Annotated in this window: 17 protein-coding genes; 7 read left to right on the top strand and 10 right to left on the bottom strand. The window is 44.1% G+C overall.

Annotation, left to right across the window (positions count from 1 at the left end; genetic code table 11):
- Nucleotides 1–55 precede the first annotated feature (55 nt).
- On the bottom strand, nt 56–976 hold the full coding sequence (locus KI742_RS17315) for an HDOD domain-containing protein (protein ID WP_285384795.1): 921 nt from the start codon (nt 974–976) through the stop codon (nt 56–58).
- 369 nt (nt 977–1,345) lie between these two features.
- On the opposite strand from KI742_RS17315, the gene KI742_RS17320 reads away from it, so the two are divergent.
- Nucleotides 1,346–1,933 carry a TfoX/Sxy family DNA transformation protein gene (locus tag KI742_RS17320; protein WP_005378007.1) on the top strand — a complete coding sequence of 196 codons (588 nt, stop codon included), beginning with the start codon at nt 1,346–1,348 and terminating at the stop codon, nt 1,931–1,933.
- Nucleotides 1,934–2,126: 193 nt separating this feature from the next.
- On the opposite strand, the gene KI742_RS17325 is transcribed toward KI742_RS17320, so the two are convergent.
- The 3 genes from KI742_RS17325 to KI742_RS17335 all read right to left on the bottom strand — a co-directional run bounded on the left by KI742_RS17325 (nt 2,127) and on the right by KI742_RS17335 (nt 5,401).
- Nucleotides 2,127–2,675 carry a hypothetical protein gene (locus KI742_RS17325; RefSeq protein WP_005378006.1) on the bottom strand — a complete coding sequence of 183 codons (549 nt, stop codon included), beginning with the start codon at nt 2,673–2,675 and terminating at the stop codon, nt 2,127–2,129.
- Nucleotides 2,676–2,966: 291 nt separating this feature from the next.
- Nucleotides 2,967–3,464, bottom strand: a complete 498-nt coding sequence (locus tag KI742_RS17330) for a response regulator (RefSeq protein ID WP_130546680.1) — start codon at nt 3,462–3,464, stop codon at nt 2,967–2,969.
- Nucleotides 3,461–5,401, bottom strand: coding sequence for an ATP-binding protein (locus tag KI742_RS17335; protein WP_213910998.1), 1,941 nt, complete (start codon nt 5,399–5,401; stop codon nt 3,461–3,463). The genes KI742_RS17330 and KI742_RS17335 overlap by 4 nt, the downstream gene beginning before the upstream one ends.
- A gap of 186 nt (nt 5,402–5,587) precedes the next feature.
- On the opposite strand from KI742_RS17335, the gene KI742_RS17340 reads away from it, so the two are divergent.
- From KI742_RS17340 to KI742_RS17350, 3 genes are all read left to right on the top strand, one after another.
- Nucleotides 5,588–6,856 carry a DUF945 family protein gene (locus KI742_RS17340; protein ID WP_285384796.1) on the top strand — a complete coding sequence of 423 codons (1,269 nt, stop codon included), beginning with the start codon at nt 5,588–5,590 and terminating at the stop codon, nt 6,854–6,856.
- Between the two features lie 137 nt (nt 6,857–6,993).
- A complete protein-coding gene (gene serC / locus KI742_RS17345; protein WP_285384797.1) occupies nt 6,994–8,088 on the top strand; it encodes a 3-phosphoserine/phosphohydroxythreonine transaminase in 1,095 nt (364 codons plus the stop codon).
- An 83-nt stretch (nt 8,089–8,171) separates the two neighbouring features.
- Nucleotides 8,172–9,503, top strand: coding sequence for a D-serine ammonia-lyase (locus tag KI742_RS17350; protein WP_206957341.1), 1,332 nt, complete (start codon nt 8,172–8,174; stop codon nt 9,501–9,503).
- A gap of 97 nt (nt 9,504–9,600) precedes the next feature.
- Here the strand turns inward: KI742_RS17350 and cydC are convergent, their stop codons facing one another.
- From cydC to trxB, 3 genes are all read right to left on the bottom strand, one after another.
- Nucleotides 9,601–11,322 carry a cysteine/glutathione ABC transporter ATP-binding protein/permease CydC gene (gene cydC, locus KI742_RS17355; RefSeq protein WP_104979018.1) on the bottom strand — a complete coding sequence of 574 codons (1,722 nt, stop codon included), beginning with the start codon at nt 11,320–11,322 and terminating at the stop codon, nt 9,601–9,603.
- Nucleotides 11,315–13,102, bottom strand: a complete 1,788-nt coding sequence (gene cydD, locus KI742_RS17360; RefSeq protein WP_285384798.1) for a cysteine/glutathione ABC transporter permease/ATP-binding protein CydD — start codon at nt 13,100–13,102, stop codon at nt 11,315–11,317. The genes cydC and cydD overlap by 8 nt, the downstream gene beginning before the upstream one ends.
- A 103-nt stretch (nt 13,103–13,205) precedes the next feature.
- On the bottom strand, nt 13,206–14,165 hold the full coding sequence (gene trxB / locus KI742_RS17365; RefSeq protein ID WP_005377991.1) for a thioredoxin-disulfide reductase: 960 nt from the start codon (nt 14,163–14,165) through the stop codon (nt 13,206–13,208).
- Nucleotides 14,166–14,524: 359 nt separating this feature from the next.
- Here trxB and KI742_RS17370 point away from each other — a divergent pair, with 359 nt between their 5' ends.
- Together KI742_RS17370 and KI742_RS17375 are read left to right on the top strand one after the other, a co-directional pair.
- Complete coding sequence (locus KI742_RS17370; protein WP_005377989.1) at nt 14,525–15,181, top strand: 2OG-Fe dioxygenase family protein; 657 nt, start codon at nt 14,525–14,527, stop codon at nt 15,179–15,181.
- The gene (locus tag KI742_RS17375) at nt 15,165–16,400 is read left to right on the top strand and encodes a cysteine desulfurase-like protein (protein ID WP_005377986.1); all 1,236 of its coding nucleotides are present in this window, start codon (nt 15,165–15,167) and stop codon (nt 16,398–16,400) included. The genes KI742_RS17370 and KI742_RS17375 overlap by 17 nt, the downstream gene beginning before the upstream one ends.
- 90 nt (nt 16,401–16,490) lie before the next feature.
- Here KI742_RS17375 and KI742_RS17380 read toward each other — a convergent pair whose 3' ends face one another.
- Nucleotides 16,491–17,315, bottom strand: a complete 825-nt coding sequence (locus tag KI742_RS17380; RefSeq protein WP_005377984.1) for a DUF2797 domain-containing protein — start codon at nt 17,313–17,315, stop codon at nt 16,491–16,493.
- 333 nt (nt 17,316–17,648) lie between these two features.
- Here KI742_RS17380 and KI742_RS17385 point away from each other — a divergent pair, with 333 nt between their 5' ends.
- Nucleotides 17,649–18,986, top strand: a complete 1,338-nt coding sequence (locus KI742_RS17385) for a GGDEF domain-containing protein (RefSeq protein WP_031781257.1) — start codon at nt 17,649–17,651, stop codon at nt 18,984–18,986.
- Between the two features lie 142 nt (nt 18,987–19,128).
- On the opposite strand, the gene KI742_RS17390 is transcribed toward KI742_RS17385, so the two are convergent.
- Nucleotides 19,129–20,499 carry a DASS family sodium-coupled anion symporter gene (locus tag KI742_RS17390; protein WP_017634863.1) on the bottom strand — a complete coding sequence of 457 codons (1,371 nt, stop codon included), beginning with the start codon at nt 20,497–20,499 and terminating at the stop codon, nt 19,129–19,131.
- Nucleotides 20,500–20,718: 219 nt separating this feature from the next.
- Nucleotides 20,719–21,453: a vancomycin high temperature exclusion protein gene (locus tag KI742_RS17395; protein WP_005388862.1), complete on the bottom strand. Its 735-nt coding sequence runs from the start codon at nt 21,451–21,453 to the stop codon at nt 20,719–20,721.
- Nucleotides 21,454–21,481: the final 28 nt, after the last annotated feature.

A 21,481-nucleotide genomic window follows, 5' to 3' on the forward strand; every position in this document is an offset into this window, starting at 1 on the left:
TCAGCCTTGAGCGAATCGTTTTATCGCGGATAAGGTATTATCAGAAAGCGATAAATTACAAACCGCTAGCATTGAGTACAGCACGGATTTGATCATTGAAGTCAGTATCACTCATGTTACTAAGTTCATACAAGACTTCTGCACCAGTTAAGTTGAATTCAACTTCATGTTCGTCAATGCGTTCATCGTGATTGCGGAACATCAATAAATGATGCGCAATTCTAGCGATGTCGAGATAACTCACTTCTGGTCGCGTTAACTCGTATTTTTCGTTTGAGGATACTTCTCTGAAGTCGTTGTCAAACCCCCAACGCTCAAGTACCAGTTTACTTGTGGCAGAACAACGTGTTTGGAAGATCTGCAATGCAATATCTGGGTCTAAGTAATTGCCCCTATCTAAGTACAAGTGGTACTCATTAATTAGGCAAAATAACCCTATATCGGCTAATAGACCGACCAATAACGCCTTTTCTTGCTCTAGATGACCATAAGTGCCTGGCTCGTGGCTACGAAACGATTGAACCAACATCACCATGACGGCACCGAGCTCACGCGATATCGCCGCACTCTTCACCAAGATGGCATTGCATTCTTTAGTGAGATTAACTGAGTGTTTAAGTTGCTCGATCGCTTGTGCGGTAACAATATCACGTACACGAAGTATTCCGAGACGAGATACCGCTGTAGTTAAGTCGTTGCAGGTGATATTTCTGCGATTGAAAATCACAGAGTTAGCGACTCGTAAAACGACCGCTGCTAATCCGGGATCTTCCAATAAACAGTTAGCAACATCGGCAATCGTGGTGTGTTCTTCGACACATAAATGCTGAATTTTAAGCACGACATCAGGAATAGGAGGTAACGAAATCTTACCCGTGGCGATGGACTGTTCTACCAGCTGAGCAAACTCGGATTCCAGTGCGTTTATAAGCTTATCTTTATTATTTGGCAGCCAAAAAAATGATAAATGTTCCATTGTGACGCTGTACTTGAGATCTTTCGTACAGTGTACCCTTACAGCGTATTCTTTATCAATTAAATGCGTATTATGTGCCCGTAATTGCCAGCGAGATCATAATGATGGCGCGTTTTAGGCATGCTATGCGTCAAAAAAATATCACCACACAAACAATAAGTGTGAAACTAATCACGTATGCAGAATTTATACTTTTTTATATGTGACCTATGTCCTAACTTATTTTTCAACGTTAAGTATGATTAAGCAAGTTGGTGAGCACAACTCACAAAAATATCGCCAACAAATCGACATTTATAATTCGCTATAAGCTGCTGTTTATCTGGTGACATCGCTAATCGGGGTAATTTATTCAGATTAAAGAGGTCAATGGACATGACAGACCAAGCTTTTTTTAAATATGTACGCACCTTCAGTGAGTACCAAAAACGTTCTATGTTCGGTGGTATTGGTTTATTCACCGATGATGCTATGTTTGCGCTTGTCAGCAATGATTGCTGCTACTTACGTGGTGGTAATGGGCTAGATGAAGTGTTTACTCAACTGAGCTGTGAGAAGTATAAGCACGTCAAAAAACAGACGACGGCAACCGTAAATTATTATGATGTAACCGATTTATTCGAATCCGGATATGTAGGGCTTGATGAACTGGTACAGAAATCAATTGAATACTCAATTAAGGAACGGAAATATCAAAAGTCCTCTGCCAGTAGACGCTTAAGAGACTTACCCAACATGCAACTAACCCTTGAACGTATGGTCAAGAAAGCCGGTGTTGATGACGTAGAAACCTTTTTAGAACTTGGACCTGTAAAAGTCTTCAACAAAGTTAAAACGGCTTACGGTAATGATGTTGATGTAAAGCTACTGTGGAAATTTGCTGGTGCAACTGATGGCGTACATTGGAAACTGATCCAAGAGCCGCGTAAAAAACAGTTATTGGCACTGTGTGACTAAGCGAAGCTGATCGCACAATGATTGACTCGTTTCGATGGAGTTAGCGGGTCGTAAAGGCAAGTGTGAAAAGCGGAAAAAGGACGTTGAAGTTTTTTACCACTTCATTGAGTTAGTCATTAAATTAGACAAAAAAACCGAGGCAGAGACCTCGGTTTTTGTTTTTTTAATTTGCTCTTTTCTTACAGCACAAATCTTAAAACTTAAAACGCGTAGTGAACATTACCTGATCACCGTAAAAATCGTTGATACGTGCTTCAGCACCCAAAGAGAAAAGCTCTGTTGAGTGGAATCGAGCGTAGGCAGAGCCAGTCCAATCGTCATCGTTATCGATAGAAACGTAGCCGACTTTGCCGCCTACTTCTAATTGAGGGCCCAACCATTGGCGAACACCTAAGTTCAGCTCCATACCAACATCTGTGCTGCTCTCATTCGAAGGTTGCACAACGCGCATTAGCATTTCACCAGTAAGATCTGCCCAGTTGTTTAGCGGAGAATGGAAGCCAAAGCCTGCAGCTGAGTCAAAATCACTTTCAAACTCAGAGTCAATACGAGCAATAACATGCGCGTTCGGGTGAATTGATTTGCTGAATCCAGCACCAAATGTCACAGGACTTGCGCCAATACGTGCTTCGAAATAGTCGTAGCTAAAGTTGCTCATAGTTGCTGGCGCATTGCGATCGTTTGCAGCTAGGGCATGGCTTGATGCCACTAGTAAGGCAGCGGCTAATAGTGTTTTACGCATAACTAACGATAAACCTTGTTCATTATTTCCATGGATTCAAGCAACCACTTGAACCGTAATCTGATTTGTCCGACATCATAATAAAAAGGAAGGTCCACGACCAACAAAAATGTGTCGATGTTTTGTCAATTAACTTAATAGTTCCTTGGTTTAAGCAAAAACTACGCCATATACGTAGTGTCCGAGAATTTCACTCGGACAAGTAACGATGTTTTTCTAACCTCGCTCTACTATGCGAGGTAAGGTGGTGCAATGAGTATCGTTGAGTTCAAGTTAGAACCAAACACTTTATTACTCGCCAAAGCTTGCTCTTCTTTCTGCCATGGCGTTGAGGACTGCCTCAGAATCAAGGATTTGAGTCCAGGATAGCAGGTTATCATCATTCTCAATCACAAACGCGGTAAGCTGAGACACGATTGCTTTTCTCAATGCTTCACCTTTCCAAGGTTTGGCAATGTAATAATCGAGACTCGCGTTATTTACGGCTTCTACGGTGTCTTCCAAACCAGCTTGTCCTGTGAGTAAAACTTTGCGCGCTGCTTTTGTGTCACCATTTTGACTGAGTTCGATTAAGAAGCTGATCCCAGTTTGTTCCGGCATAATGTGGTCACATAAAATGAGCGCAAGCTGAACTTCTTCTTCCGCCATCTCCTCAATCACCTGCCGAGCTTCAGTCACCGATTCCGCTCCTTCGACGACAAAGTTCTCCTCGAAGGGAGCAAGATCTTGGAGCACGCTATCCAAGACTTCTCGTTCGTCATCGACACATAAAATTAGATACTTGGTCATGTTTCATCTCCTTTTTCGATGACTGGTAACCAGACGGTCATTCGTGTGAACTGGCCGATCTCTGATTCGACGTCAATCCACCCTCTGTGTGCTGTTACGATTTGCTGGCAGATGGACAGCCCGATGCCTAAGCCAAAGTTACCTTCTTTTTTTGTGGTGAAGTTCAGCTCGAAAATGGCGTCTCTTTGCGATTCAGGAATGCCACATCCATTATCTTCAAATGAGATAACGGCATAATGTGTGTGCTCTTTTTCTACAAGGCGTGTTTGTATGTTTAACACCCCTTTTTCTGGAAATGCGTCAATGGCGTTAGAGACCAAATTCGTCCACACCTGTTGGAGTGCGATCGGTTGACAAAGGATGGAAGGCAAGTTTGCATAGTCGGTTGAAACTTGGTGCATTTTTAATTTGTTCTCGAAAATCACCAAGGTGTCTTCAATGCCCTCATGAATATCGGCATAGTGCAGGGTCTCATCATCTGACCGAGCATATCCTTTCAGGCTTTTTACCATATCAGCAATTCGTGCTGCACAGACATTAATTGAGCGAAGTGTAGAACCTGCTTTGTGGTATTGCTCTAGTGTATTGAGAGCATGATAAGATGCTTGCTGCTTTCTCGTTAGTTGGGTAAGTAGCTCTTGATCGGACTCTAATCCAAGGCTCACCACTTTTTTTGCCAATGCTCGGTCTGGAAGAGTATGGCTAAGCGCTTTTACGCGTGATCTGAGCTCGGCGGTTGAAGCGGGTTTTGAGGTTTGCGCTTTGCTCAGTAATTCAATGCCTTTGGTTTGTATATCGGAACTTGGCGCATCGTTAAGTAATCGTTCTAGCGTATGCGTTAAATTCTCTACGCCCCTCAATATCGCGGCTACTGGATTGTTTAGTTCGTGGGCTACTCCCGCAACCAATTGACCAAGCATCGCCATTTTTTCTCTTTCAATGAGCTGCTGGTGGGCTGATTCTAAAGATTCGAGCGTTTTTTGAAGTTGCAGTTTGGTGTTGATGCTTCTTTGCAATCGGCGGTTGAAGTGGCGTAAAAGCAAGTTTGTAAAAAGAGGCAGTAAGTTTGAGTCGCTTTGCATCACTTTATTGAATACGTTGCGATCGAGTTTGATAACTTCTGTTTTGGTTAGTGTTAGAGCTGTCGAGAAAGAACATTCCCCAGTAACAAACGACATGCCTCCGACAATATTCCCTTTGTTATGGCGTACAACCTCTCGCTGCATGCCTTGCTCATCGCGCTTGTACAGAGCCACTTCACCTTCGGTGATAAACCACAAAAAGCAATTTGGCTCGCCTTCCACGGTTAATAAGTGTTCAGGTGAGTATGTACGGCACGCTCTTGTTTCGTCATTATCTTTGAAAAATTGTTGGAGAGCGGAGATCACTTGCTCGGCTAACTCGGCATCAGACATCGAGTGGTAGTCGTGTAAGAATCCGGCTTGATAATGGCTCATCTGGTTATTGATGTGCGCTCGCAACAAGCTGTGATGATCCAATATCTGACTGTAACTTAGCAGGTCTTCTTTGCCATTTCGCAAGATAAATTGGGTCAGCTCTTTTTGCACTGTGTTAAATAAGACGTGATCTGGCAAAGGTTTAGTGAGGCAGTGGTCGAGCCTGCCCTCATTAACGGCAGTGAGAATTGCCTCTATATCAGACGAGCAGCTAATAAGAATTTTTCTTGCTTGCTCGGTATGTGGCATCCGGTCTAAACCAATAAGAAAATCCACGCCGTTAAAATGAGCGTGATGGCTCGCTATAACTAAAGCAACAGTCTGTTCTCTTTCTTCTAGATACTCTAAAGCGCTTTGAGCCTCTTCTATCGATTCGACAGAAAAAATATCAAACTTACTTGAGAAGGCAGACAGCTCCAATCGAAACTGTTCAGCACTGATTGGGTTGTTGTCGAGACACAACACAGCATAACGATTCACAGATGTTTTAGCTCCGGTTAAAACTTCGCCACGCAAACTTTAACAATAAAAGGACATGATGAGTGGGAGCCAAGTATGATTCCTGATTAATGGACTAGAATAAGCATCAATAGTCTGATTTGTCTCAATGTTTTCTCCGCAGGTGGTTTGGGGTAGACTGACCGAAAATATCTAATAAGTGACGTTATGCAAAATCTTAAAAAAATCGGCGCCATTGGTGGTGCTATCTCATTAGCACTGTGTTGGCCATTGGCTGTCGGACAAATTGGTCAGTCCATCATTGAAGATGGTATTACCAATATGAATGATGAAATGATTAAAGGCGAAGTGGTCGAGTATCAGCGTGGTTATTTGTCTTCAATCGTGCTGACTCGTTATTCAGTTGTTGATCCTGAGCTTAAAACGCAGTTAGAGCGTGACGGTATGCCAACGACGTTTGACGTAACCAGTGATGTTAGCCACGGTCTAACAAGCCTAACAGCAGATTCAAAATTGGTGGACAATGACTTTTTGCCTCTCACGATGCATAGCCAGACTCAACTAAATGGCAATACAGCATTTATCCTCGACCTAGACAGTTGGCATTATCGTAACGAAGCGCAAGGTGTTTCTGTTTCTACAAGCCCTGCAAAAGTAACAGGTGATGTGACGGTATTGGGTGATCTCAATTACCAAGTTTCCGTTCCTTCTGTTCAAGTGGATTTTGAAAACGGTGAAGAGCTTCATCTGAATGCATTGACAGGGCAAGGTAAAGGAAAGCAAGCAAAAGGCTACTGGCTGGGTGAGCAATCTTTTTCTCTCGAGAGGCTGGATGTGGTCGATTCGAACTTAACGCCTGTCTTTTTGATTCAAAATGCGAGCTACCGTGGTAACACTACGATGAATGAGTCTGGTGATAAGCTGAACAGTCAATTAAACCTAGATGCTAAGAAACTGCGTTTAACTGATGGTACGGATGTCGATAACTTTAAGTTGGATTTCTCAATTGCAGATGTGGATAGCCAGTCTTTTGATCAAATTATGTCTATCTATCAAAGCTCTCCTATGTTAGATGAGCAGGAAATTGCGAATTTATTGCCGCATGTCGATACGCTGTTTAGCAAAGGTTTTGATTTATCCGTGAACGAGCTTTCACTCGCGTTCGGTGACGGCAAGTTCCACAATGAGTGGCAACTATCCATCCCTGAAGGTACTGAGCATATTACTCAAGATCCAATGAAGTTGGTGACGGCCACTACTGGTGAACTTAGCACTTACTTCTCTGATGAATTAGTAACGCATTACCCATTTATTCAAGAAGGGATTGATGAGCTCCTTATTATGGAGTTGATCGAAAAAGTAGAGGGCGGTTATCAATTAAAAGCAGAAATTGGTGAAGGCAAATTGAAGTTCGAAAATGGGCATGAGTTCCCATTGGTGGCTCTACTTATGCCTGCTTTGATGCAACAACAGTAATTCGTGTTGTTGCGAATTTGTTCCAATTCAACGCTTAGTCTTTAAAAAGAGGTCGTAAGACCTCTTTTCTTGTTTTTATCACTGCGAAAACGTGATATTAATTTCGTAATATTTACATAGCAGGAGCAATGAGCATCATGGAACAAAATACGGACAACGTATTTAACTTCAGTGCAGGGCCAGCAGGTCTGCCTAAAGCAGTTATGCAGCAAGCACAAAAGGAACTAATCGATTGGCAAGGTCTTGGCACTTCGGTCATGGAAATCAGCCACCGAAGCAAAGAGTTCATCAAAGTTGCAGAAGAAGCCGAGCAGGATTTACGTGATCTTCTGAATATTCCGGACAACTATAAAGTGCTGTTCTGCCAAGGTGGTGCTCGTGCTCAGTTTGCTGCTGTTCCTCTAAACTTACTTGGTGATGCCGATACGGCAACTTACATCGATGGTGGTTATTGGGCTGAAAGCGCGGTAGCTGAAGCGAAAAAATACTGCGAACCAGACGTGTTTGATGCAAAAACAGAAATCAACGGGAAAGTCGCGGTTCTACCTGCAAGTGAATGGAAAATTGCTCCAGAAGCGGCTTACGTTCACTTCTGTCCAAATGAGACCATTGATGGTATTGAGATTAACGATCTTCCTATCACCGACAAACCGATTGTTGCTGACATGTCTTCGACAATTCTTTCTCGTGAAATCGATGTGTCTAAATACGGTGTGATTTACGCGGGCGCTCAGAAAAATATTGGTCCTTCCGGCATTGCTATTGCTATCGTGCGCGATGATTTATTAGGTATGGCGAAGCAGGTACTACCAAGTATTTTGGATTACACTGTTTTGGCAGAAAAAGAATCAATGTTCAACACGCCACCAACCTTTGCATGGTACCTGTCTGGTCTTGTTTTCAAATGGCTGAAGGCACAGGGTGGAGTAAAATCGATTGAGCAAGTGAACCGCGCTAAAGCCGCGCTACTGTATGATTACATCGATCAGTCTGATTTCTACCGTAATGGCGTGCACTCAGCAAACCGTTCTTTGATGAACGTGCCATTTCAACTTGCTAAGCCTGAACTGGATGCAACCTTCCTTGAGCTAGCAGACTCTAAAGGGCTGAAAGCGCTAAAAGGTCACCGAGCAGTTGGTGGTATGCGAGCATCCATTTATAACGCAATGCCGCTAGAAGGTGTTCAAGCGTTAGTAGACTTCATGCAAGAGTTTGAGAAAAACTACGCGTAAGCTCAAACTGATAGTTATTCTCCAAAGCGTCGCTATTGCGGCGCTTTTGTTTATCTCAACTCACATCATTCCAGGAAGGTAAAATGACCAAGGCAAATATTGAAGCGCTGACTAAGCAGTTCCCACTCTTGGCAGCACTTATTGATCTTGAAGAGGTTTGTTGGTTTAACCCCCATATCACTTCCTTGGAGGAAGGCTTACCTCATGTCGGGTTAGATGAAAAAGATATTCAAGCGGCGAGTGAACGGCTAACACGATTTGCGCCTTATTTGATGAAAGCGTTTCCCGAAACGGAAACGTCGCGTGGCGTTATTGAGTCCGCAGTGGTGGATATTCCCAATATGAAAGTGCGTTTGGAGCAGCAATACGGCACGCCAATATTGGGCCATTTAATGCTCAAAAAAGACAGTCATTTGCCAATTTCTGGTTCGATCAAAGCGAGAGGTGGTATTTATGAAGTGCTCACTCATGCAGAAAAGTTGGCGTTTGATGCCGGCTTGCTCTGTGAAAGCGATGATTACAGCAAATTGTTCAGCAATGAGTTTCGGCAGTTTTTTAAGCAGTACAGTATTGCGGTTGGCTCAACCGGCAATCTTGGTATGTCCATCGGCATCATGAGTGCGAAGCTGGGTTTTTCAGTTTCAGTCCACATGTCTGCGGATGCGCGGGAATGGAAGAAAAATAAGCTCCGGTCACATGGTGTTAATGTCGTAGAGCACCAAGAAGATTATGGTATTGCTGTCGAGCAAGGTCGTAAAGAGGCAGAAAAAGATCCCAACTGTTTCTTTATCGATGATGAAAACTCACGGACGCTGTTTCTAGGTTACTCTGTTGCGGGTGAGCGTCTTAAGCAGCAGTTTGATGACTTGGGAATCGTTGTTGATGAGCATCATCCATTGTTTGTTTATCTTCCTTGTGGTGTTGGCGGTGGACCTGGTGGGGTGGCATTTGGCTTGAAGGTAGCATTTGGCGAGCATGTCCACTGTATTTTCGCAGAGCCAACGCACTCACCGTGCATGCTGTTGGGCGTACATACAGGCTTGCATGACGATATTTCGGTGCAAGATCTGGGTATCGATAACATCACCGCCGCTGATGGTTTGGCAGTCGGGCGTGCCTCGGGATTTGTCGGAAGAGCGATGGAAAGGCTACTTGATGGTTTTTACACCATTGATGACGCTCGTATGTATCACCACTTGGGTGAGTTAAGTGAACTGGAAGGTATTAATCTAGAGCCTTCTGCATTAGCCGGTATGATTGGGGCAGTGCACGTCTCGAATAACCATGCTTATCAGTCTCGAATGAAATTTGACGAAGAAAAACTCAAAAACGCAACACATCTTGTTTGGGCAACAGGTGGGGGCATGGTTCCGGAAGATGAAATGGCGGCTTATCTCAAAAAATCTGGTCGGTAAATCAGCACTGTATACGTGCTTAATTAGGTAACTAATAATACAGGAATAACAAAAGGGCTCATCGTTTGATGAGCCCTTCTCGTCACTGAAAATCGAATTATAGAGATTGTAATAGCTGGTAGTAACGACCTTTTTGAGCGAGTAGCGTTGGATGGTCGCCTTGTTCGATGATCTCACCTTGTTCCATCAAACAGATGCTATCCATACTTTCTAGCTCTATCAGTCGGTGTGTAATGAATACTACTGTCTTATTAGCAAAGTGTTCATTGAAAAGCGCCATCACTTTTTGTTCCGTACGCTTATCGAGGCCTTCAGTCGGCTCATCTAAGAGTAGGATTGGGGCATCACGTAGCAATGCTCGAGCAATACCGATTCGGCGTTTCTCACCACCAGATAACTGACGACCGCCGTCGCCTAACCAAGCGTCTAAACCCGGCTCTTCAAGAAGTCCGCCAAGCTCGACTTTTTGTAAAATAGTAGACAGTTGCTCATCACTTGCGTCCGGAGCGGCCATGAGTAAGTTGTCACGTAGTGTCCCGTTTAGTACATCTACGCGTTGACTGACCACAGTCATTGCTGCTCGCAGGTCCGACTCGCTCCAATCTTGCAGTTTTGTACCACCGATTCGAACTTCACCTTGGTTTACATCCCAGTAGCGACAAAGAAGCTGAATCAGTGTTGATTTACCTGAACCTGTTTGACCTACAATCGCTGTTTTAGTGCCCAACGGTAGTGAGAGTGACAAGTCTTTCAGCACCTTTTGCTGACCGTCAGGGTAAGTGAAGTCAATGTTGTCGAATTCAATGTCTAACGTTGTGCCTTTATGTTTCGATTGCTCAGGGAAGACAACGTCAGGTTCAGCCAAAATTACTTCATTTAAACGACGAGCAGAAGTCAACGTTTGACCCAGGTACTGGAATGCGCTCGCGATAGGCATCAGAATCTCAAAGCTCGCCATGGTTGCAAACGCAAACAGCGCAATCCAAGGATCAGGAGCACGACCACCTACGCCGTCTGCAGCAAACCAAAGCATCACAACCAGTGTAATGCCGTTCACCAGCATAAGCAGTCCTGAAGCCATGCCCGTTAAATTCGCGTTCACAAATTGGTTAGACAGCAACTGCTTCTGCTTCTCTAGAATGAGATTACGATAACGTTCTTCTGCTCCAAAGATACTCAGTTCACTGTAGCCTTGAAGCCAGTCCAGTGTCGCCACTCGCAATTGCGCTTTATGATGAGTGAGATTCTCGCCATTGTTTTTACCCAGTTTATAGAACAGTACTGGCCATACAAACAACATGACGGTAAGAATCGAGCCAAGCAGTAGGGCGAGATGCCAATCAAAGAAAGCCAGGACAGCCGTTAAACTCAATATGCCAAAAACACCAATCACGACAGGGCTGATAAGTCGAAGGTAAACGTGATCCATCGCATCTACGTCCGCTACTAGGCGGTTGAGCAGATCGGCATCACGCATCGTAGAAACACGACCCGGAATCAGTGGTGCAAGTTTCTTAAAGAAGAAGATACGTAGATCGGTAAGCAGCTTGAACGTTGCATTGTGGCTAACGACACGTTCTCCCCATCGACCTGCGGTTCGAGCCATTGCAGCGCCGCGTACCCCGGCACCTGGTAACATGTAGTTGAAGGTCTCACGAGCAACCGTCAAGCCTGCCACCGCTGCGGCTGAAATAAACCAACCTGATAGCGTTAATAAGCCAATAGACGCCGCTAAGGTCAGAAATGCCAGTAGCATACCTAGCGAAAGACCAAACCAGTGTTTCTTATAGAGTTTTAGATAAGGGAGTAAATCACGCATCTAAGTTCCCCTTGTCTGTTTCACGTTGTGCGAGGTTCGCTTCCAACATGTCTTTAAATAAGCCATCTTCTGTCGACAGTGTGGCGTAATCACCACGTTGAACAATCTGGCCGTCCTGCATAACAAGAATTTGCGATACGTTTTGTAAAGGCGCAAGTTGGTGAGTAATCATCAAATTCGTTGTGGCATGCGCATACTTGTTAATGCCTTCCATCACGAGTTTTTCACTGCGAGCATCTAAGCTTGCGGTTGGTTCATCTAATAACCAAAAACGACCATTTTGTAGCATGGCGCGAGCCAGTGCTAAACGCTGCGCTTGGCCGACAGATAAACCACCAGAACGATCAGATATCGGATAATCCAACCCATGCATTTCAACAAATTCAGCAGCGTGAGAGTCATTCAACACAGAATGTACGTCTGCATCCTGAATATTGTGCTTACCTAGTGTGATGTTATCTCGAATGCTACCGTGTAATAGCATCGGGTTTTGACCAATCCAGCTTACTGCCTCTCGCCATGTGGCTAGATCCAGTCGCGACAATTCACAACCATTAATCTTCAAGCTACCTTGATAAGGCATGAAACCGAGGATTGTGTTTACCAAACTTGTTTTACCTGCGCCACTTGGTCCAACCAACGCTGTACTTTTGTTGGCTTCAAGAGAGAAGGATAGGGGACCTGCGAGCTGCTTACCTTCCGGACTAAAAATGGTTAACTGGTCCGCTTCAATATGGATAGGGCTGTTTTTATCTAACGCTTGGGTACCATCTTTGATTTGATCGACTTCCAAATCCAGAAACTCGACAATGCTTTCTGCTGCGCCAACCGCTTGCTGTTTCGCATGATAGAACGTGCCCAAATCACGTAATGGCTGATAAAACTCTGGCGCAAGAATCAGAATGAACAAACCAGCAAAGAGCGTAACACCTGTGCCGTAGTAGCCGAAGTCCAGCTCCCCGATATAACTAAAGCCAAAGTAGACAGCGGTAATTGCGATAGAAATAGAAGTAAAAAACTCTAACACCGCAGAAGACAGAAACGCGATTTTCAGAACGTCCATGGTACGAGTACGAAAGACTTCTGAAGCCCCCTTTAGCGTCTCAGTTTCAGATTTTGTTCTATCGAATAAGCGAATGGTTGTCATTGCTTGCAAGCGGTCATAAAAGTGACCCGACAAACGCTGCATCGCTTTAAAGTTTTTACGATTTGCTTCTGCGGCTTTCATCCCAACCAGTGCCATGAAAATAGGCACTAGTGGTGCAGTGACCAGGAAGATCAAGCCTGCTGCCCAGTTTACTGGGAATACGACAACCAAAATGATGAAAGGCACTAGTACCGATAATGACATTTGAGGCAAGTAGCGTGAGAAGAAATCTTGCATATCTTCTACCTGCTCTAAGATGAGCGTTGCCCAACTGCCAGCAGGTTTGCCTTTGATGTAAGCTGGCCCAAGTTTATGAACTTTATCTAAAATGAGTTGGCGAATATAAACTCGAATTTGCTCCCCGCAACGGTAACCGGCAAGCTCTCGACCCCAGGTACAAGCAGCTCGACCGATAACCGTGCCACCGAGCCCAACAAAATGCCAAATGAGGTCGGCTTTGTCGACTTGGTCAATGATTAACTGGTGCAGAATGGAGGCGAGCAGGGCTGCTTGAGCCAATAAAAACACGCTTGAAAGTACGCCTAGGCCTATCGCAATCATAAGCCAGCGCTTGGCTAACTTACTTTGTTGCTTCAGCCACTTATTCAAGCTGCTTTGCTTTTTCTTATCCATCGTGAAGGCTTAATGATAATTGTTTTAATGAGGCGGTAGTATACAAAAGAAAACCCAGCGGGAATACCGCTGGGCTTTAAGGATATGACACAAATGTGAAAAGTTATTTGTCACCAAGTGAGTCTAAGAAACGTTCAGCATCTAATGCAGCCATACAACCTGTACCTGCAGAGGTGATCGCTTGACGGTAGTTGTGGTCCATTACGTCGCCAGCTGCAAATACACCTTCGATACTAGTTTGTGTTGCGTTGCCTTCAAGACCTGATTGAACGATGATGTAGCCATCTTTCATGTCTACTTGGCCTTCAAAGATTTGTGTGTTTGGCTGGTGGCCAATTGCGATGAATGCACCCATTACATCGATATCTTCTGTCGCACCGCTGTTCACGTCTTTAATGCGGACGCCCGTTACGCCCATATCGTCTCCCAGTACTTCATCGAGAGTGCGATCGGTATGAAGAACGATATTACCGCTTTCAACTTTATCCATCAGACGTTTCACAAGGATCTTCTCTGCGCGGAATGAATCGCGGCGGTGGATCAGGTGAACTTCTGACGCAATGTTAGATAGGTATAGCGCTTCTTCAACAGCCGTGTTACCACCGCCCACAACTGCAACTTTCTGATTACGGTAGAAGAAACCGTCACAGGTTGCACAAGCAGAAACGCCGCGACCTTTAAATGCTTCTTCAGACTCAAGGCCAAGGTATTTTGCTGATGCGCCGGTAGATATGATTAAGGCATCACAAGTGTACTCACCTGAGTCGCCTTTTAAACGAAATGGGCGTTGTGATAGCTCTACTTCATTGATGTGATCAAATACGATTTCAGTTTCGAAACGCTCGGCGTGTTCTTTCATGCGATCCATCAATGCTGGACCTGTCAGTCCCTCAGCATCGCCTGGCCAGTTTTCAACTTCAGTTGTGGTGGTTAGCTGACCACCTTGTTGCATTCCCGTCACAAGCACAGGGTTTAAGTTTGCACGCGCTGCGTAGACGGCAGCTGTGTATCCTGCAGGACCAGAACCAAGAATTAATAATTTACAGTGTTTTACGTCGCTCATTATGGCTCCAAAAAGGGCGTAACATTTCCCTCGATTGTATGGAAATTCTTAGTGCTTTAAAAGCATAAACAACGATTGTGATCGAATAATTGGTTATAGATTAGAACCCACTAAATATTGATAGAGAACGTTGACTTCTAGCATAAAATTCTATTCGTAGTAGAGAAGTCTAGTTTCAAATATTGCCAAAGCGTAAAACTGAAACATGACTCTGTTTTTGTGGTTTAATTTGGTTTGTTATGTTGTTTTAGTCGTTTTGTTGAAGCTATCAACGTTAAAAGCTGGTAATTGCAGAATATTTGCGTAACCTAGTGTGTAAATTAAATGTTAATTAATGTGCCTCATTAAAGGAGCAAATGATGTTACATTCACGTGAGAATACTCTACATTTAACACAGCTCAGCATGGCAGCAATTGAGCAGCTTTCCCCATCGTTTGAAGAACTGCCTCGTACCGAACATGCAGATGGTCAGTATCGACTACGACGTTATTCTGTGGTTGGCTTTGATAACGGCAAAGTCATCGACTTAAATAAAAATAGCTTTGTTCAATCCTCTGATATCAACCGATTTCAAGGTGATGTAGTAAGACAATTCGAGCCAATTGAGAAGGATATTCTTACCAGCGATGGATTTCGAGAAATGTGTGAATTGTTTGTCAATGCGAATCATCTGCCAAACGGTCAAGAAATAGAAATTCACCAAATCCGTATCAGGGCACTGGAAGAAGAAACCCAAGTAGCACCTGAAGGTGTGCACCAAGACGGTTTTGATCATATTGCAATGGTTGGTGTGGGACGCCATAACATCATCGGTGGCGACATCATGCTGTACAGCAGCCATAACCAAGCCCCATTTTTCCGTAAAGTGCTAGAAACCGGAGAGGTCGCAATCTTGGCTGATAGTAAGCTGTGGCATAACGCGTGCCCAATCCGCTCTGTTATTGATGACGAAGCGGGCCATATGGATGTATTTGTACTTACTGCTACGGATAAGCGTAATGAACTTCAATCTTAATCAGATCAGAGAGCAATTTCCGGCGTTGGCTCAATACCATAACGACAAGCCCGTGACGTTTTTTGATGGTCCAGGTGGCTCACAAGTGCCTCAACCAGTACTAGACAGCATGGTTGGGTATTTAGGTCGTTTCAACGCTAACTTAGGCGGGCATTATTTTTCTAGCCAAGTGACCGTTGACGTAATGCAAAATGCGCGTGAGTCGGCTCAGGCTCTACTTAATGCCCCTTCATCTGGCAATATTGTCTTCGGTGCCAATATGACCTCACTAACCTTTCAGCTTAGTCGCGCGATTAGTCGAGATTGGCAAGCAGGAGATGAGATCATTGTCTCCGCTTTGGATCACTATTCAAATGTATCCAGCTGGCAGCAAGCGGCAGAAGATAAAGGCGTTACGGTTCATCAAGTTCGTATCAACGAAGAAGATTGTACGCTTGATATGGAGCATTTAAGCCGCCTTCTTTCTGATAAAACGCGCCTTGTCGCTGTGACTTATGCATCGAACACGACGGGCTCTATTGTGGATGTACAGCAAGTAGTCAGCATGGCGCACAATGTTGGGGCACAAGTTTATGTGGATGCCGTCCATTATGCGCCTCATCATTTGGTTGATGTTCAAGCGTTAGGTTGTGACTTTTTAGCTTGCTCAGCTTACAAGTTTTTCGGACCACACGTTGGTATTGCTTACATAGCCGATCAGTGGCTTCACAGTATTCGCCCTTACAAAGTCGAGCCTGCCACTAATATAGGCCCTGGTCGATTTGAAACAGGAACGCAAAGTTTTGAAGGTCTTGCTGGTGTCGTTTCTGCGGTTGAGTATCTGGCTCAATTTGGTGAAGTCGGTTTACCTCTTCGCCAACGATTGGAGCAAAGCTACCAACTGTATGAACAACATGAGCAGCGCTTGAGTGAGCGTTTCTTGCAGCGTTTGAATGCATTAGATGGTGTCAATCTATTCGGTATCGCAAAGGAAGATAGCCAACTCCGCACGCCAACTTTTGCGCTAACGTTTGACCGATATTCTCCAGAGTTCATCGCGAAAACACTGGGTGAACATAACATTTGTGTATGGAATGGTCACTTTTATGCGTTGGGCTTAGTTCGTCAACTTGGTTTAGAAGAATCGGGTGGTGTAGTGCGAATTGGTTGTATGCATTACAACACAATAGAAGAAGTCGATATGTTATTCGATGTGCTAGAAAGCATCCTTGACGCATAACTAACGATTTCTTCCTAATAGAAAAACAAAAGCTCGAGTCAAAATCGAGCTTTTTTCATTTTTATTTGAATCAACGCGTTCTGCAAGCGATTACTCACTAACTTCAACTTCATAGGAAGTGAATTTTCTTACATTAATAACGCCGGTATCAAAGATGAGGTATTGACCTTTGATGCCTTGCAAAGTGCCAGTAACAACCGGGTTTTTATCGAAGTTATGCGAAGTGATCTTCGTTGGGTGCTGTTGTACCGGGTAGCTAAGGTCGGTAATGCTTTCGTTTAATACTTCAATGGCATCTTCGCCGAATTGCTGTTTTATCTCGGCAATTTTCTCTTCGACTAAAGGCAATAGCTCAGCAAAACGGTCCTGCAATGCCATAGGTTCACCGTCACCTTTTAGCAGTGTGCGCCAATTGGTCTTGTCTGCGATATGTTTCGCCAGTTCAACTTCAATTAAACCGGAGATATGGCGAGTTTTTACTTTAAAAATTGGCAAGCCCTGAGTCGCGCCTTGGTCAATCCAACGAGTCGGGATTTGAGTATGACGAGTAATACCAACTTTTAAGCTGGATGTGTTGGACAGGTAGACAAAGTGATCCACCATGCAATTCTCTTCACCCCATTGTGGTTCGCGACAAGTCCCTTGATCGTAGTGGCAGGTCTCTGGCTTCATGATACACATGTCGCAGCTTGCTAGCTTTTTCATGCATACAAAACAGTGGCCTTGCGAATAACTCTTTTTCGTTTTCTTTCCACATGAGCAACAAAAAATATTGCCAGTGTGAGTCAGTGTGAGCGTTTTACCCAGAAAAGGAGTTAAGTCGATTTCTTCCTCACCGACAGGAAGACGGTAGTTGACGGCACCGTCCAGAGAAGCACGCATTTTGTTTAGCGTGCCAGTTGCAATTAATGACATGACATTACTCATTATTGTGTTTTTGCACAGTATATACTGAAGTGGAGAAGAGATGCAGGGTTGACAGGAGCTTTAAAGTAAATGTCTTGCACTAAATTATTATGCATCGTGTTTTATTTTCTAAAAATTATGGCTGTGAAATGCTTCGCAAATAGAAGTTGGGCTGCACTTTTTAGAAATTTTAAAACGTGATAACGGTTCAAAATCCGTTACCATGTGTCGAAACTAAGAATTGAATGAAAAAGCGATTTTATTTCTTGATAAATCACCTTGATTTCATTTTTGAAATTATTGAACCCCACGTATTGTATAATCTCAGCAGGTCACTTGCCCATGAAGTGGATCCATAACTTTATCTTTGCTCTTTCTATTTGCACTATCAGTTTGGTTGCCCTTTATAGTGTGCTTGGCGATACGCGAAAGCTGACCATTACACCTGAGCATTTCAATATCTATGCAACTAAAGATGCCAGTGAAGGAGGTGTGAGTGAGGCAGATATCACATACGATCGGCAAAGCCTAGTCCTTAGCTGTGAACTAAAGCAGAGCTCGTATGCTTGGCCTTACTGCGGAATCTCGGTTTATACCGATTCAGCAACGCCAACACAGGGTATTGACCTTTCCAACTACCATACGATTCGATTGAAGGTGCGATATGAAGAGGCAGGAATAGGGGCTAACCCTAGCCACGACCTACGTTTGTATCTTCGCAATTATAATTCTGAGTATTCCAAGCCGGACGACGAGTACACCATTAAATATAATGGCATGCAGTTTTCTCCGTCGGGTTCGAGCGATATTGTCGAAATTCCGATTAAAAATCTTCAGGTGATGACCTGGTGGTTAGCAGATAACGGAGTCGCGATTGAGCACTCTGCACCTGAATTTTCAAACATCACACGTATTGATATTGCAACTGGGTCTGGTGCGGCACTTGGTAAACATAGAATTGTGATTGATAAAATTGAGTTTGAAGGCGCTTACCTTGCGCAAGAAACATTGTTGTATGCATTATTACTCTCTTGGATGGCGCTTGGACTGGCTTTTTCACTGCATGAGTTACGAAAAAATAGAGTGGCTTATGAAAAAGCGCAAAAGCGTCACCGTCATTTGGAAAAGGTGAATGATACTTTGCGAGCTCAAAACTATGAGTTTGCAGAGCTAGCGCATCGAGATGCTTTGACGGGCGCGATGAACCGATATGCTGTGCAACACTGGCTGGAACAACAATCTCGTCAGGTTCGCTGGGGGCATAACACCTTCAGTATTCTCTATTTGGACTTGGATAAGTTTAAAAAGGTGAACGACAAATTTGGGCACCAAATGGGGGATGACATATTGCGCGAATTTGTCATGGTGGTAGCGACTTCTATTTACTCAGACGATCGACTCGTTCGTTGGGGCGGCGAAGAGTTTGTCGTATTTTGCCCTGATACCAATATTGAACAAGCGTTAGAGAAGGCAGAAATGATTCGCAAAAATGTGGAGGATCATTTGTGGGTGCACGGTGAATCATTAACTTGCAGTATTGGCGTTGCCCAAATGCAGAATGAACGCGTCTCAGAAACCATGGCGAGAGCTGACGAAGTGCTGTATCAGGCGAAGCGCAATGGTCGCAACCGAGTGGAAGCTCATTATGGTTTACTTGCTTGCGAAAAGAAGCAAGCCTGATAGCCGTTCACTAAAAGGAAAGAAAAAAGGTGGCCAACTGGCCACCAAGAGGGAAACTGCTGAACACCACTTAGGGGGGAAGTTTGGGTTATCGATACGATTACCGTGAGCAGCAGTGTAGTGCTAATCGAACTTGCTATTTTTACCAGAACAACCAAGCGAAAAGCGTTAGTGCAGCAATACAGGCAATGTTTAATACGAAACCAATTCGCATCATTTCTTTTTGCTTGATATGACCCGTACCGAACACAATCGCGTTTGGAGGTGTTGCAACAGGTAACATAAATGCACAAGATGCAGCGACGGCAATCAGTGCAGAGAGAATAACCGGAGACATGCCTAAGGCTTCTGCAATGGTCGCAAATACAGGGACAAGTAGCGCAGCACTGGCGGTGTTACTCGCAAACTCAGTTAAGAAGACAACAAAAGCAACCACTGCAAGAATCGTTAAGAGAATACCGGCTTGCTCAAGGAAGCCTGACAAGCTATGAGCCAAAAATACGCTTGTTCCGGTTGCTTTTAGGACGTTACTCAGACAGATACCACCACCAAATAGGATTAACACACCCCAGTCGGTTGTTTTCTCAATATCTTTCCACTCGACGGCGCGAGAAGCACCAAGTAGAAGGATGGCGCCAATGGCTACAAGAGTATCGAACTTCGCGAAGCCACCCAGCATAGCGTTAATAGGCTTACTGAATATCCACAAAGTTACGGTCAGTAAGAAAATCGCCAACGTAATCATTTTGCCGTTTGTCCATTCGACTGGTTGATGGTCAAGGTCAAACTTGTGGCTAAGGTCAGGCTTAGTCATCGTGTACAATACGAGGATAGCGATTGGCATTAATACTAGGGAAATAGGTACACCAAACTTCATCCATTCAGTGAAGCTAAGGCCAACTTCAGCTGCTGCAATTGCGTTTGGTGGGCTACCAACCAGTGTTGCAATACCACCAATTGAAGCACTGTAAGCGATACCGAGTAGAACAAACAAAAAGGTGTTGTGGTTTTTCTTGGCGTCTAGCTTTGTCATCACACCCAGCACAAGCGGTAACATCATCGCGGCGGTGGCGGTGTTTGAAATCCACATTGACAGGCCAGCACTCACACCAAATAGCATGAATACAGCGACAGACATTTTTCCTCTTGCCAGCAATAGTACTTTATCTGCAATAGCTTGATCTAACTTTTGTTTATGTAGAGCCGCAGCTAGTGCAAAACCACCCAAAAATAGAAAAATGATGGAGTTGGAAAAGTTATTCAGTGCGGCTTGAGTGTTGAACACACCCAAAAATACCGCAAGTAGTGGTATGAGCAGCGCAGTAATGCTGACGTGAATCGCTTCGGTTAGCCACAAAATAGCAACAAAAACTAAGATGCTCAGGCCGGTTACTACTTGTGGTTCAAAGGGTAAGGTATTAAACAAGATAATGAACAATAGGATATTCGCGTTCAAAATCATGCTGTTGCGAGTGAAGAACCAATTCTTCAATGTCACAGCGAGTGCGGTCATGGGTAGTGCTCCTTTTGCATTGCCTTTTGTCGGTTTTTTTATGGCAAAGTAACTGACTTGTAGTTATTTATTGATGAAATGTTACTTTGAATGCGAAAAAGAGTTTTGCCTGAATCGTAGAGCAAATTAGAAAGTGTGATGTTGAGAATTGGAAATGGGTAGAAAACTACCCATTTGTTTTATAGAAATGTTACTAGGCTTGTGAGCCACGTTATTCCTCTATTCGACGGGGACTTGAAGAGGCTCGTTAGCTGCTTTATTTGGCTCTTTTACTGCGACGATAGGTTCTTGAGGGCCAAGAAACTTAGGCTGCGTATTGATAATGTACAGGTCTAAAAACGCTTTCACACGGGCTAGCAGTTCTCGAACACGCATCGATGTTTTTTGCTTGTTGGCCGTCGGCCCTGCTACCGCGAGACACTGCGCATCAATGCTGTAAGCATCAGCGATGAACAGTGCGCGTTCGCAGTGAAAGCGTTGAGTCACAATCAGAAATCGCTCCGAAGCAAAAATTTTTTTTGCTCGTACAATCGAATCTAAGGTACGAAAGCCAGCATAATCAAGGTGAATCACTTCTTCAGGCACGCCTGCTTTAAGTAAGTCGCGTTTCATTGTCCACGGTTCGTTGTATGAACGGTGGGCGTTATCACCACTCAATAAAAACTGTTTTACTTTGCCTTGGTTGTAAAGCTCAATCGCCGCATTAATGCGATGAGTGTAGTAAGTGTTGAGGATCTTTCCGATGTATTTACTGGTACCAAGAACTACGGCAACCTCATGTTGAGGGATTTGCTCGTATTCAGTGAAAATGCTCTCTTTGGCTTGTAAAACCACCCACCGGTCGATGGCTATAACAGAAACAAGCAGACTAAGTGCAGAGATCGACAAAATCAAAGCAAATCGCTTCCAGGAAAATTTCAGCTTCCACTTTGATCTTATGCGAGAAAACAACAAAACGTTTTATATCCTTAACTAAAAATGT

The organism is Vibrio sp. D417a, assembly GCF_030248595.1.
GTDB lineage: Bacteria > Pseudomonadota > Gammaproteobacteria > Enterobacterales > Vibrionaceae > Vibrio > Vibrio alginolyticus.